Origin of the sequence: Marinobacterium iners, from assembly GCF_017310015.1 — a bacterium.
In the GTDB taxonomy this organism is placed as follows: Bacteria; Pseudomonadota; Gammaproteobacteria; order Pseudomonadales; family Balneatricaceae; genus Marinobacterium; species Marinobacterium iners.
In genome coordinates, this window is the sequence record NZ_CP022297.1 from 2,981,599 (window position 1) to 2,996,930 (window position 15,332).

Annotated in this window: 14 protein-coding genes; 6 read left to right on the forward strand and 8 right to left on the reverse strand. The window is 57.3% G+C overall.

The annotated features are described in order from the left end of the window. Positions 1-44: 44 nt before the first annotated feature. The 7 genes from hflX to CFI10_RS14370 all read right to left on the reverse strand — a co-directional run bounded on the left by hflX (position 45) and on the right by CFI10_RS14370 (position 7,870). Entirely contained in the window at positions 45-1,343 is a 1,299-nt protein-coding gene (hflX, locus tag CFI10_RS14340) for a ribosome rescue GTPase HflX (protein WP_091827809.1), read from the reverse strand. Positions 1,344-1,351: 8 nt separating this feature from the next. Beyond that, positions 1,352-1,591: an RNA chaperone Hfq gene (hfq, locus tag CFI10_RS14345; protein WP_091827810.1), complete on the reverse strand. Its 240-nt coding sequence runs from the start codon at positions 1,589-1,591 to the stop codon at positions 1,352-1,354. Between the two features lie 117 nt (positions 1,592-1,708). After that, a complete protein-coding gene (miaA, locus tag CFI10_RS14350) occupies positions 1,709-2,656 on the reverse strand; it encodes a tRNA (adenosine(37)-N6)-dimethylallyltransferase MiaA (RefSeq protein ID WP_206835573.1) in 948 nt (315 codons plus the stop codon). Further along, entirely contained in the window at positions 2,656-4,524 is a 1,869-nt protein-coding gene (mutL, locus tag CFI10_RS14355; RefSeq protein WP_206835576.1) for a DNA mismatch repair endonuclease MutL, read from the reverse strand. The genes miaA and mutL overlap by 1 nt, the downstream gene beginning before the upstream one ends. A 16-nt stretch (positions 4,525-4,540) precedes the next feature. After that, a complete protein-coding gene (locus CFI10_RS14360; RefSeq protein WP_206835578.1) occupies positions 4,541-5,878 on the reverse strand; it encodes an N-acetylmuramoyl-L-alanine amidase in 1,338 nt (445 codons plus the stop codon). Then, positions 5,878-6,351, reverse strand: a complete 474-nt coding sequence (gene tsaE / locus CFI10_RS14365; protein WP_206842183.1) for a tRNA (adenosine(37)-N6)-threonylcarbamoyltransferase complex ATPase subunit type 1 TsaE — start codon at positions 6,349-6,351, stop codon at positions 5,878-5,880. The genes CFI10_RS14360 and tsaE overlap by 1 nt, the downstream gene beginning before the upstream one ends. 13 nt (positions 6,352-6,364) lie before the next feature. Next, a complete protein-coding gene (locus tag CFI10_RS14370) occupies positions 6,365-7,870 on the reverse strand; it encodes an NAD(P)H-hydrate dehydratase (RefSeq protein WP_206835580.1) in 1,506 nt (501 codons plus the stop codon). Positions 7,871-7,941: 71 nt separating this feature from the next. Here CFI10_RS14370 and queG point away from each other — a divergent pair, with 71 nt between their 5' ends. Beyond that, entirely contained in the window at positions 7,942-9,072 is a 1,131-nt protein-coding gene (gene queG / locus CFI10_RS14375; RefSeq protein ID WP_206835582.1) for a tRNA epoxyqueuosine(34) reductase QueG, read from the forward strand. A gap of 19 nt (positions 9,073-9,091) precedes the next feature. On the opposite strand, the gene orn is transcribed toward queG, so the two are convergent. Then, complete coding sequence (orn, locus tag CFI10_RS14380) at positions 9,092-9,634, reverse strand: oligoribonuclease (protein WP_091827816.1); 543 nt, start codon at positions 9,632-9,634, stop codon at positions 9,092-9,094. 96 nt (positions 9,635-9,730) lie between these two features. Between orn and rsgA the strand changes: the two genes are divergently transcribed. The 5 genes from rsgA to ygfZ all read left to right on the forward strand — a co-directional run bounded on the left by rsgA (position 9,731) and on the right by ygfZ (position 15,252). After that, positions 9,731-10,756 (forward strand): small ribosomal subunit biogenesis GTPase RsgA, encoded by a 1,026-nt coding sequence (gene rsgA / locus CFI10_RS14385; RefSeq protein ID WP_206835584.1) that lies wholly within the window; start codon positions 9,731-9,733, stop codon positions 10,754-10,756. A 23-nt stretch (positions 10,757-10,779) separates the two neighbouring features. Next, positions 10,780-12,396, forward strand: coding sequence for an HDOD domain-containing protein (locus CFI10_RS14390; protein ID WP_206835586.1), 1,617 nt, complete (start codon positions 10,780-10,782; stop codon positions 12,394-12,396). Between the two features lie 71 nt (positions 12,397-12,467). Further along, entirely contained in the window at positions 12,468-13,298 is an 831-nt protein-coding gene (locus CFI10_RS14395) for a sulfurtransferase (protein WP_206835588.1), read from the forward strand. Positions 13,299-13,310: 12 nt separating this feature from the next. Continuing rightward, a complete protein-coding gene (asd, locus tag CFI10_RS14400) occupies positions 13,311-14,174 on the forward strand; it encodes an archaetidylserine decarboxylase (protein WP_206842185.1) in 864 nt (287 codons plus the stop codon). Between the two features lie 76 nt (positions 14,175-14,250). After that, complete coding sequence (gene ygfZ / locus CFI10_RS14405; protein WP_206835590.1) at positions 14,251-15,252, forward strand: CAF17-like 4Fe-4S cluster assembly/insertion protein YgfZ; 1,002 nt, start codon at positions 14,251-14,253, stop codon at positions 15,250-15,252. The last annotated feature ends 80 nt before the right edge of the window (positions 15,253-15,332 follow it).

Below are 15,332 nucleotides of genomic sequence, written 5' to 3' on the forward strand. Positions count from 1 at the left end.
TTGATTAACTGTATTGGATATCATTGTCGCCGCAACCGACCCGCTTAGTCGACCCCTTGCGGCAGGTATTGTTCCTGATCAATCCCCAGACGACTGAGTATCCGTCTGAAATCTTTCACCTGCAGCCTTACCTCCAGCTGCATCTGGCCGCTGTCATCCACCTCTTCAGTAACCACTGCGCCCTGCGCATACAGCTGCGAACGCAGACCTCCCTGCCTTGGTGTCAGGGTCAGCTTCTGGTGGAACATCTCTTCACCCAGGCGTTCGCTGATTGCCGCCAGCAACAGGTCAATACCTTCGCCGCTGACCGCCGACACCCACACCCGCCAAGGCACTCCGTTCTCGTCTCGGTCTATGCGCGGCTGCGCATCCGGCAATTGATCAATCTTGTTGTACACCTGTAGTACGGGGACTTCTGCCGCACCGATCTCTTCCAGCACCGCTTCAACCTGCTCGATGTGACCCAGGCGCTCTTCGTCATAGCTATCGATCACGTGCAGCAGAAGACCCGCTTCAGTGGTTTCCTGCAAGGTAGCACGAAAAGCCTCGACCAGCTTGTGCGGCAAGTGACGAATGAATCCCACCGTATCCGCCAGAATAGCCGGCCCCACATCAGCCAGCTCAATCTTGCGCAGCGTTGGGTCCAGCGTTGCGAACAGCTGATCAGCGGCATAGACACTGGCCGTAGTTAGACGATTAAACAGGGTAGACTTGCCAGCGTTGGTATACCCCACCAGAGAGATGGTGGGTATTTCCGAGCGTTTTCGTGCCCGCCGCCCCTGCTCACGCTGCTTGCGCACCCTTTCCAGTCGCTTGAGAATGGACTTGATGCGAACGCGTAACAGACGACGGTCGGTTTCGAGCTGGGTTTCACCAGGACCACGCAGGCCGATACCGCCCTTCTGTCGCTCCAGGTGAGTCCAGCCTCGCACCAGTCGGGTGGACATGTGCTCAAGTTGAGCCAGCTCGACCTGCAGCTTACCTTCATGGGTACGCGCACGCTGGGCAAAGATATCCAAAATCAGGCCGGTACGGTCCAGTACACGACACTGCAGCTCACGCTCCAGGTTACGTTCCTGTGCCGGGCTCAAGGAATGATTGAAGATCACCAGCTCGGCTTCGTGCTCACGCACAAGATTACCAAGCTCCTCCACCTTGCCTTTACCAAGAAAGAATTTGGGACTGGGATCGGCGCGCGACCCGGTCAGAAACTCAACCGGATCGGCCCCGGCTGACAATGCCAGCTCTTCAAGTTCACGGGGGTTTTCGCGATCAGCCTCACGGGCCAGTTCGATATGGACGAGGATCGCGCGCTCGCCAGATTCAGGACGTTCGAAAAACAATTAATACCTCATTCAGCAGGCTTTTCATCGGCCACAGGCAGCTTGACCGGACGCGAAGGCACTACTGTGGAAATGGCATGTTTATAAACCATCTGACTGACGGTATTTTTCAGCAAAATCACGAACTGATCGAAAGACTCAATCTGTCCCTGCAGCTTGATGCCGTTTACCAGAAAAATGGATACCGGAACGCGTTCCTTACGCAGAACATTAAGATAAGGGTCTTGTAGTGATTGCCCTTTTGACATTGCAAACTCCTTCCAGAATGGATAGCTGTTTATGTAGTTGTAATTAATTCTATTGTTACTGACCCGGCATCATACACCTGTATGCACAGAGTTTGCGCGCGATCATACCGCAATTCATTATATAACGGCAGGGTCCGCGAGTTTCAAGGCATGGGAAACTAAATTCGACGCCTCACTGTCAAGCCAATTCACATCCGGCCAACTGCGCAACCAGGTCAATTGCCGCTTTGCCAACTGTCGCGTAGCCACTACCCCTTTGTAACGCATGGTGTCGCGATCATATTCATCGCTGAACCAGGACCACATCTGTCGATAGCCAACACAACGAATTGATGGCATCCGTTCATGCAGATCACCTCGCTCCCATAGCTGCCGCACCTCCTCTTCGAAACCGGCTGCCAGCATCAGATCAAAACGCTGTTCAATTCGCTGATGCAACCTGGAGCGATCCTGCGGCATGAGCGCCAGCGGCAAAATATCAAATGGCAGCTTTGCCTCAGCCTGTTCTCGCCAGTGATCGCTGATCGCCCTGCCCGTCAATTCAAACACCTCCAGCGCCCGCTGCAGCCGCTGAGCATCGGTTGGCTTGAGTCGACGTGCACCCTCGGGATCCACCTCAGCCAGGCGCTTATGCATGGCCGGCCAGCCCAGCTCGGCAGCTTCAGCCTCAAGCCGAGCACGCAATTTCGGATCCGCCTCTGGCAGGTTGGCCAAGCCCTGCTGAAGAGCATTGAAATACAGCATGGTCCCCCCCACCAACAGCGGTATCCGCCCACGCGACTGAATATCGGCAATCTCTGCCAATGCATCCGCCCTGAACTGCGCCGCCGAGTAAGCCTCTGCCGGATCCAGAATATCCACCAGTCTGTGAGGATAGGCTCGCAGCTCATCCGGGGTGGGCTTGGCGGTACCGATATCCATATCTCGGTAGATCATGGCCGAGTCGACGCTGATCAGATCACAGGGCAATGTGTCACACAGCCTCATGGCCAGATCCGTCTTACCCGACGCAGTCGGTCCCATCACAAAAATCACCCGAGGCCGGTTCACGCTCAACTGTTGCATTATTCGCCTCGCATGAAGAGTTTATCCAGTTGCCCCAGGCTCAACTGCGTCCAGGTTGGTCGCCCATGATTGCACTGTCCACTGCGCTCGGTCTGCTCCATATCACGCAGCAGTGCATTCATCTCGGGCAGTGTCAGTTGTCGATTGGCACGTACTGCACCATGACAGGCCATTGTGGCCAAAAGTTCATTCAGATGCGCCTCAATTCGATCACTGGCTCCCACCTGGGACAGATCCGCCAGCACATCACGCAACAACAGCGCCACATCCGCCTTGGCCAAAGCTATCGGCACTTCACGAATCACCAGCGTTTCTTCACCCATACGTTCCAGCCGAAAGCCCAAACGCTCAAAATATTCGGGCTGCTCCTCTGCCAGATCCGCTTCACGACCACTGACAGCCACACTGACCGGAACCAACAGGGGCTGGCTGCGGATACGGTCCTGCTCGAACGCAAGCTTCATGCGTTCGTAAACGATGCGTTCATGCGCCGCGTGCATATCCACCAACACCAGCCCCTGTGCATTCTGAGACAGAATATAGATACCGTGCAGCTGCGCCAGCGCATAGCCCAGCGGTGGCATTTTGACCCCCTGCTCGACTGCAGGCATTGCCTGTAAAGGCTGCGGTGCAACACCAGAAGGCCGGTGCAGAGCACCATAGGCACTGATCTGCTCGCGCACCTGTGGACCACTTGGGGAGCGCCCGGCATTCCCGGCATAGCCCGCAATACCAGACTGAGCTGCATGACCGGCAGCCGGACCGACCGCCGCATCAGTCATACCCGGCTGGAACCAGCTCGCCGGGGCCGACTGTATTGGCTCTTCGGTCGAGCCGGCAGGCGGAGGAGTATCCTGCGGACGCATGTCTGCAATTACGCGATAAAGGGTGCGGAATATGAAATCGTGTACCAGTCGGCTTTCACGGAAACGCACCTCATGCTTGGTCGGGTGCACATTGACATCCACCAGCGCCGGATCGAGTTCCAGATACAGTACATAAGCCGGATGACGGCCGTGGTACAGCACATCCTGGTAAGCCTGGCGTACCGCATGGGTCACAACCTTGTCGCGAATGACCCTGCCATTAACGAAGAAATACTGCTGGTCCGGCTGCGCACGGGAAAAGGTGGGCAGCCCCATCCAGCCCCAAAGGCGCAATCCCGATGCTTCAGCCTGCACGTCCAGTGCCACTGACTCGGCCACGAACGCCTTACCCAGCAATTGGGACAGACGTTGCTCACGTGCCGTTTCACTGTCGGCGGCGCGCAGTTGATGCACTACCTTGCCATTATGGCGCAGGCTAAAACCTACCCGGTAGCAACTCAGGGCCAGCCGTTTCACAACCTCTTCCAGATGGCGGAATTCGGTTTTTTCAGTTTTCAGGAACTTGCGCCGTGCTGGTGTATTGAAAAACAGATCACGTACTTCAACCGTGGTACCGACTGGGTGTGCCGCAGGAATAATTTCTGCCAACATCTCACGCCCCTGGGCAGACACAGCCCACGCACTCTCCTGCTCTGGCGGCCTAGAGGTCAACGTAAGCCGTGATACGGAGCTGATACTGGCCAGCGCCTCGCCACGAAAGCCGAGGCTGCCTACGGCCTCCAGATCTTCAAGCATGCCAATTTTGGAGGTAGCATGCCGGCTCAGCGCCAACGGCAGGTCAGCCTTGTCGATACCGCCACCATTGTCACGCAGACGGATCAGCTTGACACCACCCTGCTCGATATCCAGATCAACTCGATCAGCCCCCGAATCCAGACTGTTTTCCAGCAACTCTTTCACTACGGATGCGGGACGTTCAACGACCTCACCAGCGGCAATCTGGTTGGCCAGCTGAGGGGAAAGAAGATGTATTCGTGTCATCAGAAACCTGAAAGGGTTAGCCGGTCGGGATACGCAATACCTGACCGATGCGGATACTGTCACTGCTTAGCTGGTTAGCCTGCCGCAGGCGCTGCAGTGACACTCCATTACGCTGCGCAATGACGGAAAGAGTATCACCCGAGACCACCTTATACAGACGCTCACCACCCGCCAGCTGACTGCCGGACTGTTTTGCCCAGGCGATATAGCTGCCAGTGGGAGGCTTTTCCCAGAAATGACCTGTTATGCCACGAAAGATCGACTGCGCCATCTGCCGCTGATAGCTGGCAGTTTTCAACTTGCGCGCCTCCTCCGGGTTGGAGATGAAGCCGGTTTCAACCAGAATCGAGGGAATATCGGGTGACTTCAACACCACAAAACCGGCCTGCTCAACATGCTTTTTGTGCATGCGCGCAAAGCTGGCCATGTTGGCATGGATTCTGGACGCTACCTGATGACTGTCCTTGCGGCTGGCATTCATCGACATGTCGAGCAAAACGCTGGCCAGTACATCATCCTTGTCACCCAAACTCAGACTGCCCACACCACCGATCAAGTCGGCGCTGTTTTCACGCTGAGCCAGCCAGCGACCCATCTCACTGGTCGCACCTCGGCCAGAAAGCACCCAAACCGAAGCCCCACGGGCGCGAGGATCCTTGAAGGCATCTGCATGAATGGATACAAACAGGTCAGCGTTGCTCTTGCGCGCCTTGCCTGTACGGCCACGCAAGCTGATATAGTAGTCTCCGGTACGGGTCAGTACAGCACGGTAGCCACGCTCAGCATCAATCAGGCGCTTGAGCTCCTGAGCGATCTTGATCACCACATCCTTTTCTCTGACCCCGCCAGGACCGATGGCGCCCGGGTCTTCACCGCCATGTCCAGCGTCGATGACCACGACAACATCCCGCTTGTTCTCCTCGCCCGGCACCGGTACAACGGATTTGGTGACGATCGCTTCTTCGCGCATCGCCAGATCCACCACCAATCGATGGCCATACTGTTCATTCGGTTTCAGGTCGAAGCTCTTGGGGCGCACATCACTCTTGAGATCCAGCACAATGCGCAGACCATCACCGCGGGTGCTGTGACGGATTTGACTGACCGGGCTATCTTCCAGCCCAAGATCATTCAGGGAAGCCTGCAACTGGACCTTATCAATATCAATAACCACTCGATCAGGGCCTGACAGCGTGAACAGTTTATGTTCAACCGGGCCGCTGAGGTCAAACACCAGACGTGTGTTGTCCGGTGCCAGCCAGGCACGAACATTCTGGATTTCCTGCGCTGCCTGAGCAAGCGGCACAAGCAGCAACATCAACAGCAGTGAGCTCAGTATGCGCAATGTATTCATCAACCCGTATCCGTATTGCGGATTTTCAATAGTGTATCGGCAACATCGGCCCCTTTTTGAGTATTACTCACCAGACTTAACCTGCGCCCCATGCCATCAACCGTAATCTGGATCTCAAGATCCGGCGTCGGCAGCAGCCCCGCCCCCTTTTCCGGCCATTCGATCAGGCAAAGAGCATCGTTGGCAAAATAGTCTCGGATACCCAGATATTCCAGCTCTTCCGGGTCACCCAAGCGATACAGATCAAAGTGATACACCTGGCCTGCCGGCGTTTCGTAGGGCTCAACCAGCGTGTAGGTCGGGCTTTTCACCGAACCCTGATGACCGCAGCCACGCAGCACACCACGGCTAAACGTGGTTTTCCCCATGCCCAGGTCGCCATGCAAAAAGACTACACCACCGGCATCGACGGCCTGAGCCAGCTGTTCACCACAACGTACCATTTCGGCTTCATCGGCCAGAAAAAACTCCATCCCCTTGTTACCCTCAGTCAAACCCACTGAGCACACGCCTTACTCGGGTGATCAGATCAGTTGCAAGCAACCCGCGCTCCCCCTGCTCCAGAGCACAGAGGTCAGCTGCACGCGCATGTACATACACACCGGCACGCGCAGCATCGATGGCGCTGAGCCGCTGCGCCCGCAAGGCACCGATGATACCGGAGAGCACATCCCCCATGCCACCACAGGCCATACCCGGATTACCGGCACTGCACAGGTGCATGCCATCACCATCAAAGCTGAGACTACCCGCTCCTTTCAGTACAATCGTACCACCGAGCTGCTGCTGGAGCTCACGTACTGCGTCAAAACGGTTTTGTTGCACCTGTGCGGTTTCCTGTCCCAACAGGCGCGCCGCCTCCCCCGGATGAGGGGTGAGAACCCAGTCGTGACGACCCGCCTGCAGATGTTGGCGCTGCTGTAATAGATTGAGTGCGTCCGCATCCAGAACCAGCGGCTTGCCACTGGCAAGTGCCTTTTGCAGTAATTGATCGGCCCACGCACTTTGCCCAAGGCCGGGGCCTACTACCAGCACATCAGGCCGCTCCAGCAGCGGCTGCAGGTCTTGACCCGAGTTGACCCCTGACGCCATCACCTCCGGTGCCCGGGTCAGCGCCGCGGTTACATGCTCGGGCCGGGTCGCCAGCGATACCAGCCCCGCACCACTGCGCGCAGCGGCCTCAGCTGCCATCAAAGCAGCACCGCCCATGCCGTAATCACCACCGATTACCAACACATGCCCAAACAGCCCCTTATGCGACGACCGTCTGCGTGGCGGCAGCAGTTTGGCCAGATCGTCGCGATCGGTACGAAAAGCGCTGGGCGATATCTCCTCATACACTTCATCAGGTAACAGCAGCCCATCAAATTTAAGCTCACCACAATGGTCCACACCGGCATGGGTCAACAGTCCCTGCTTGAGGGCAATAAAGGTAACCGTCATGTCTGCCCTGACCGCCACCCCCAGTACGGCACCGGTATCACTGCAGAGGCCTGAAGGAATATCCACCGACAGTACGGGCCGATGACTTCGATTGATATGTGTGATCAACTCAGCTGCTTCACCAGTGACTTCACCGCTGATACCAGTCCCCAGAAGCGCATCTACCAGCACTTCACCGGCCAATTCCATGCCTGGCCGCCAGCACTGCAACTGCACACCCACCGCGTCCGCCCAGCGCCAGGCGTCCAGCGCCTCACCCTGCAAACGATCAACGTAATCTTCCGCCAGCACCAGCAGTTGAACCTGAATGCCCTGTTGCCAGGCCAGACCAGCCATAATCAAGCCGTCGCCACCATTATTCCCGGTACCACAGACGATGGTCAGACTGCGCACTCCCGGCCAGCGCACCAACAGTTCGGCAAAGGCGGCATGACCTGCTCGCTGCATCAGCCGAAAACCGGGGACAGCGAACTGCTCTATTGCGGTTCGATCCAGAGCACGACTCTGGGCAGCCGTGTATAATGCACCGGGCAGGTCTGATCTGCTCATGATTCACGAACTCCTTTTTGTTATCAGTTCATTATAGTGGATGGACTGAGTGCCATGGCAACCGGTTCCCCATGTCTGACTATACAACCGCACAACTGCAAAAGCTCAGCCTGGCCCTTAAAGAAAAGGCCCGAGAACTGGGGTTTCACGATTGCGCGATCACCCTGCCAGACACCAGTGCCGAAAGTGAGTCCTACACGCGATGGCTTGAAGCAGGCTACCAGGCCGATATGGCGTACCTGAACGAAAACCTGGACAAGCGCTTCGATCCAACATTGCTGCTGCCAGGCACACGCCGCATCATCATGCTGCGAATGGATTATCTGCCGACAGAAGCCCCGATCACCGGCGTATTGCGCAACCCTGACAAGGCTTACATCGCCCGCTACACGCTTGGGCGCGACTATCACAAACTGATGCGCAAGCGGCTGAAGCAGCTGGGCCAGTGGTTTAACAGCCAGATAGAGGGAATCGAAGTACAGTTCAGACCCTTTGTGGACAGTGCCCCGGTGCTGGAGCGGCCGCTGGCTCGCAATGCCGGGCTGGGCTGGATCGGCAAACACACTCTGCTGCTCAATCGCCATGCAGGTTCATGGTTCCTGCTGGGGGAGCTGTTCATCGACCTGCCTCTGCCTGTGGACGCACCTGAGGCAGAGCAGCACTGTGGCCGCTGCCGTGCCTGTCTGGATGTCTGCCCAACAAACGCCTTTCCCGAACCTTACGTACTGGATGCCCGCCGCTGTATTTCGTATCTGACCATTGAGCACAAGGGCAGCATCCCGCACGAGCTTCGACCCCTGATGGGCAATCGTATTTTTGGCTGTGACGACTGCCAGCTGATCTGCCCCTGGAACCGCTTTGCCCGCCGCTCCAGCGAACCTGACTTTCAGCCCCGTCATGGACTCGACACGGCATCGCTGCTGGAACTGTTTCTTTGGGACGAGGCCACTTTCCTGAAACGTACCGAGGGGTCGGCGATTCGCCGTACCGGTTATGAAGGCTGGCAGCGAAATCTGGCGGTTGCGCTGGGCAACAGCAATGGAGGTGACGCTGTCATGGAAGCGCTGCGCAACCGCCGAGCAACAGCTTCAGAGATGCTGATCGAACATATCGACTGGGCCTTGCAGCAGCTGAGCGAACGCCATGCACCACGCTCGCTGCCGCTGCTCGATCACCCCGGCGCAGGCCGCTTGCCCGAGTAGATCGACCACAGCCCCGACATCAAAGGCGGAAGAAATGCCGACGATAGTGGCGCAGCTCTTCGATCGACTCGCGGATATCATCAAGCGCCAAATGCGCGCCCTGCTTTTTGAAGCCATCCAGAATGCCAGGCTTCCAGCGCTTGGCCAGCTCCTTGATCGTGCTCACATCAAGGTTTCGGTAATGGAAGAAAGCCTCCAGTTCAGGCATATGACGCCAGAGAAAGCGGCGATCCTGACCAATACTGTTGCCGCACATGGGTGATGCACCCTTTTCACTGTATTGCAGCAGAAATGCCAGCATCTGCTGTTCCGCCTCGGCCTCGGATATAGTGCTGGCACGCACCCTGTCAGTCAGCCCGGACTGGCCATGCTGGCGGGTACACCATTCATCCATGCGCGACAATACGGCGTCTGGCTGGTGTACCGCGATCACCGGCCCCTCCGCAATCAGATTCAGATCCGCATCCGTCACGATGGCAGCCATTTCAATGATCCGGTCTGTGTCCGGATTCAGGCCGGTCATTTCCAGATCCACCCAAACCAGATTTTCCTTCAGCGCCATGCACCCTTTCTCCCCTGGCAATACTGTCAATTTTTCTCGGATTAGAATACCTTAGCACGTCAATGAATAAAGCTGTGAGCGAGTGATACCCGCAGGATGGGAAAACGCAAGGTTAATCGTCGCCAGGCTTGGCGCATCGACAAGATTCAGTCTGAACGGGCTGCCCGCGCAGAGCGTAAAGACGCCCTGATTGAGGATCAGCTGGAAGGGGGCGAACTGGGCCCTGAGCAGCATGGTCTGATCATTTCCCACTTTGGCCGCCAGGTCGATGTGGAGGCACTTGAGGGTGAGAGCAAGGGCGAGATCTTGCGTTGCCATCTGCGTACCCATCTGGGCCAACTGGTCACAGGCGACCGCGTCATCTGGCGTCGTTCCCCTGACAGCGGTGTTGTAGTGGCCGCACTTGATCGTCACAGTGAACTGCTGCGCCCCAACAACCATGGCGAATTGAAACCGGTCGCTGCCAACATCGACTTTATCGTCATTGTTATCGCCGTGGAGCCTTATGCGCATGCCAACCTGATTGATCGCTATCTGGTTGCGGCCGAGGCCAGCGACATTGAGCCGGTGCTGCTGCTGAACAAGGCCGATCTGCTCAATGACGAGAACCGCCAGCGGCTTGAGCCTCTGCTGGAGCAGTACCGTTCACTCGGCTACCGCACGCTGCAGGCATCGACGGCCAGCAGCCATGGCCTGGATGAATTGAAGGCCCTGCTGGCCGATCACATCAGCGTGTTTGTAGGCCAGTCCGGCGTGGGCAAATCATCCCTGATCAACAGCCTGCTTCCCGGTGCCGATCTGCGTGTCGGCGCACTTTCAGAACAGTCCCGCAAGGGCAAGCACACTACCACCACTGCACGGCTGTTCCACTTCCCGGATGGCGGGGACCTGATTGACTCACCCGGCATCCGCGAATTCGGCCTCTGGCACATGACTGAAGATCAGGTGCTCAGCGGCTTTCGTGAATTGGCGGATCTGCAGGGGCACTGTCGCTTCAGAGACTGCCGGCACGAGCAGGAGCCGGGGTGCACATTCCTTGAAGCGGTCGATAACGGCAGTATCAGTGAGCAGCGCTTCAACAGCTACCGCCAGATTCTCAATTCCATGCAGGACAACCGCTGAACGATGGAGGACTCGGCACAGTCATGAGCAGCACCCCATGCCTCTACGGGTCCGAAGCCTGGACCGAGTATCTGGCCGAACGCACCCTGCCGGTCCGGGTCAGCATACTGACCCGATTCAAGCGCCTGCTGCAGGATGACAACACAACGCTGCAACAGTTGTCGCAACTGATCCGTTCCGACCCAGTACTGAGCCTTCAGGTCACGCGCATTGCGCAAAAATTACATGCTGCCAAGGGCTCAAGCGTTACCAGCATCGACCACGCTGTCAACTCAGTGGGGCTCGATCAACTAGCCTTGCTGGCAGAGGGCCTGCAAAGCCTCAAGATCAGCCCACGCAACATGCAGCAAAAAATGTACTTCCGTGCCATCGCCGACAGCCTGCACGCCTCCAGCCAGGCAGCCGAACTGTGCCGGCAACGCGGATTGCCTTTCGTCGAGGAGGTACGGCTGGCTGCTCTGCTGTATGGCTTTGGTCACTGGCTGCTGTGGCTGCATGCGCCGCTACACAAGCATGAATATCAGAAAAAGGTACTGCTGGAAAAAGTGGATGTTGCACTGGCAGAGCAGGATGTGTTTGGTTGCACGGTACAGGCACTCAGTGCCGAGTTGGCAAAACACTGGGGCCTGCCAGAGCTCACTCTGGCTGCGCTGGACCACGACACCTCCCCATCGCGTTCCGACCTGCAGCTGCTGCATCGTCGCGCCTTGAAAGACCCCAGACTGGGCCAACTGGAACAACGCGAAATCAATCAGCTGACTCAGGAGCGCTTTTTCCCGGTCAAACTGGGCAACTGGCTGGCTCTGACCAGCACCCGCGGCTGGCAAAGCAAGAAAACTCTTCGCCTCTACGACATCGCCGCCGACTTTCTGAGCTGGCCACGCGACAGACTGGTCGCACAGCTGCACCAGACCTGTGCCGAGGCCTCACGCCAGTATCATGTACCCGGAACCCTGAGCCCGGCAGCACAGATGCTTTTTCTTCCCTCTGAAGAAACCCTCTCGGGGCTGATCGAGAGCCGGGAACTGCAACAACTTAAGCAGCATTACCCGCCACCCGAGAAACCCGTGCTCAAGAAACCCGAGCCGCCCCGCGAAGAGCACCATACACGTGAGCGCCCCGCAGTCACCACTCATGCGAGTGAGGGTCTCTACACACAGATCCTGCAGCGTCTTCAGGATGGCTATTCACTCTATACCAAGCCGGCACACATACTGCAGGCGTTGCTGCAGGGGTTACACCAGGGCCTCGGTCTTGGTCGCATAGCCCTGTTGCTGATCAACCCTAAAAAACGGCTTTTACACTGTGCTCGCACGCTGGGGATAGCTGATACGGCGGCGATCAACCAGCTCATAATCGACATCGAAATTCCGAGCCTGTTCAAGCGCCTGACCGACAAGCCTGCCGGCATATGGCTGGACAGAGCCAAACGCAAAACCCTGCGCCCGATGCTGCCGGATCCCTTTATTGAGGCGGCACACAGCGGTGATTATTTGCTGATGTCTGTTTTCCACAAGGGCGAGCCGCTGGCGATACTGTATGCCGATGACGGCGATGATGCCGAGCATCTGTCGGAGTTCCAGTATGAGCAATTCCGCCAGCTCTGCGCCGCGGCAACCCTTGCGTTGAAACGTCTCTAGGCAGAGCCTTTGAGACTTATCGCAGGCTTCGTTATGATCAACTCCATCACATCCGAACGGTCGTCCATACTATGCTGACACTCCCTCTGGTGGTTGAGCCGCTGGCGTTACAGGCTCAACTGAGCCACCCTGACCTGCTGATCATCGACCTCTCCAGCCAGGAACATTACGATCGGGGCCATGTACCCAGCGCTGTTCGGCTGGATGCGGCCAAACTTTTGCGAGGTACTGGCCCCGTCCCCAACCTGATACCGACCGAAGAGCAGCTTACCGATCTGTGCTCAGAGCTTGGCATCCGCCCCGAAACCCAGGTCGTTGCCTATGATGACCAGATGGGCCCCTGGGCTGGACGACTGGTCTGGACACTTAACTGCATCGGTCACAGCCACGCATCGGTTTTGAACGGGCAACTGCCCGCCTGGCAGGCAGCTGGTCTTGAGCTGGAGACATCGGCCAATATCCCAACCCCAGCCATACGCCAGGTCAGTTTCAGCCGTCCCGAACTGCTCATGAGCGCTCAGGACATTGTGGCCGCTCTGGAACAGGAGCGGTTGACCGTGTGGGATGCTCGCTCGGCTGCCGAATTTTCCGGTGAAAAAGTGGTCAATGCCCTCAAGGGCGGACATATACCGGGGGCACGCCATCTGGAGTGGACCGATCTAGTGCAGCCTGGCCCAGTGCCGCGGCTGAAGCCCGTAGCCGAACTGAAGCAACTGTTGCAACAGGCTGGCATCAGCCTTGACCAACCCGTCGTGACCCATTGCCAGACCCATCGACGCTCGGGTCTCACCTGGCTGGTCGGCACCTGGCTGGGCATGCAACAGCTTTCCTGCTACGACGGCTCATGGTTTGAATGGGGCAACCGCCCCGAACTGCCCGTTGAACAATCCACTACTGCATAAGTGAAATTCGCGTTGAAAGATACATTGTTTATTCTGCTGCAACACCTCCTGCCACAGCATCTGCTGTCGCGACTGGTCGGGCGCCTCGCCGAGTGCCGCACCCCCTGGTTCAAGAACCTGTTTATCAACTGGTTCCGCAAACGCTACGGCGTAGACATGAGTGAGGCCCTGCAGCCCGATCCTGAAGCATACGAACACTTCAATGCCTTTTTTACACGCGCCCTGAAACCCGATGCGCGTATTCTGGACACAACACCGGGCGCCGTGCTGTCACCGGCCGATGGCGCCATCAGTCAGCTGGGCAAGATTGAGCATGGCCGCATTTTTCAGGCCAAGGGACGCGGCTATGCCCTGACAACCCTGCTGGGCGGGGATGCAAGGCGCGCCGAACCCTTCATCAATGGCGAGTTCGCAACCATCTATCTGTCACCGAGTGATTATCACCGTGTACACATGCCATTGACGGGGACGCTGAAGGAAACGGTCTATATTCCGGGTGATCTATACTCGGTCAATGGCACTACGGCCGAGGGTGTCGATAACCTCTTTGCCCGTAATGAGCGCCTGGTAGCCATCTTTGAAACTGAGCTGGGCCCCATGGCAATGGTGCTGGTGGGCGCTATGATCGTAGCCGGTATCGAAACCGTCTGGAACGGGCAAGTCGCACCGCTTCCACGTCAGCCATTGAGACTGGACCGATTTGATTCGACCACCCCGCCACAGCTTGAAAAGGGTGCCGAGATGGGCCGATTCAAGCTGGGGTCAACCGTCATTCTGCTGTTCCCCAAAGACAGTATGAACTGGCAGGACACACTCAAGGCCGGCAGCGCGGTTCACATGGGTGAGCAACTGGGTCAGGCAGCGCAGAACCAATAGCCCTGCCAATTGTCGGCTGATAGGCGCTGGCCGATGCATTACACTGCAACCAGATCAGGTCGCAACGGAGAAAAGCATGAATACACATTGGGTTAATCGGCTCAAGCAGCCGGAGTTCGAACTGGAAGGCAACAGACTGATCAAGGTGCCGTCTGCCGAGCACAGTACCCATTATGTGCCCCTGACCGACTACAGCATTATTTCAGTGAAAGGACCTGATGCTCACAAGTTCCTTCAGGGACAGCTGACCTGTGACCTGAGCGAAGTGGACCGTATGGGGGCCTTGCCTGGTGCTCATTGCAATATCAAGGGCCACATGCACAGCCTGTATCAGGTGATGCGTGCCAGCGACTCGGGCTATTGGCTGCGTATTCGAACCGACATGGCTGAAAATGCCCTAACACTGCTCAAGAAATACATTGTTTTCTCCAAGGCAGAGGCCGAACTGGAAGAAGACCTGATCGGCATAGGGCTGCAGGGCCCCAACGCATCCGAGATTGGCGACCGCTTGAGTAGCGCCTTCGGGATTGCACACCTGCTGGTCACGGAGCGCCCCGGAGCCCGGCGTGAATGCTGGTTTGAAACCCGACTGATGCCACAAGTGCTGGAATTGGTAGAGCAGAGCGCCAGCCCTGCACAGCGCAATGACTGGGAACTTCTTGAAATTGATGCGGGCGTACCCGAGCTGGCACCTGTCACCTCTGAGGCATTCATTCCCCAGATGACAAATCTGCAAGCCCTTAACGGCGTCAGTTTCACCAAAGGGTGCTACACCGGACAGGAGATCGTCACCCGCCTGCAGCATCGCGGCCAGCTAAAAAAACCGATGTACCTTGCTGAGGTCCACTGCAAAGACGCCCCCAGTCCGGGCGATACACTGGCTTCTGCACAGAAAGACAATGTGGGTCAGGTCGTGCGTGCAGCCCATATTCCAGGCGGTTACAGGCTGCTGGCTGTCATCGCCAAGGATCAGGCTGAAAATCAGCCACTGCATCTGGGTAACCCCGAGGGGCCACTGCTCCAACTGCTACCGCTGCCTTACGAGCTGGATCCAGCTTTATTCCAAAGCAAGCGCTGAGCCACTCAACCGCGCCAGCATCACCAGGCAATGACTGCTCAAATGGATCGGCTCAGCTGAGTAGATCCATTTGAATTTAC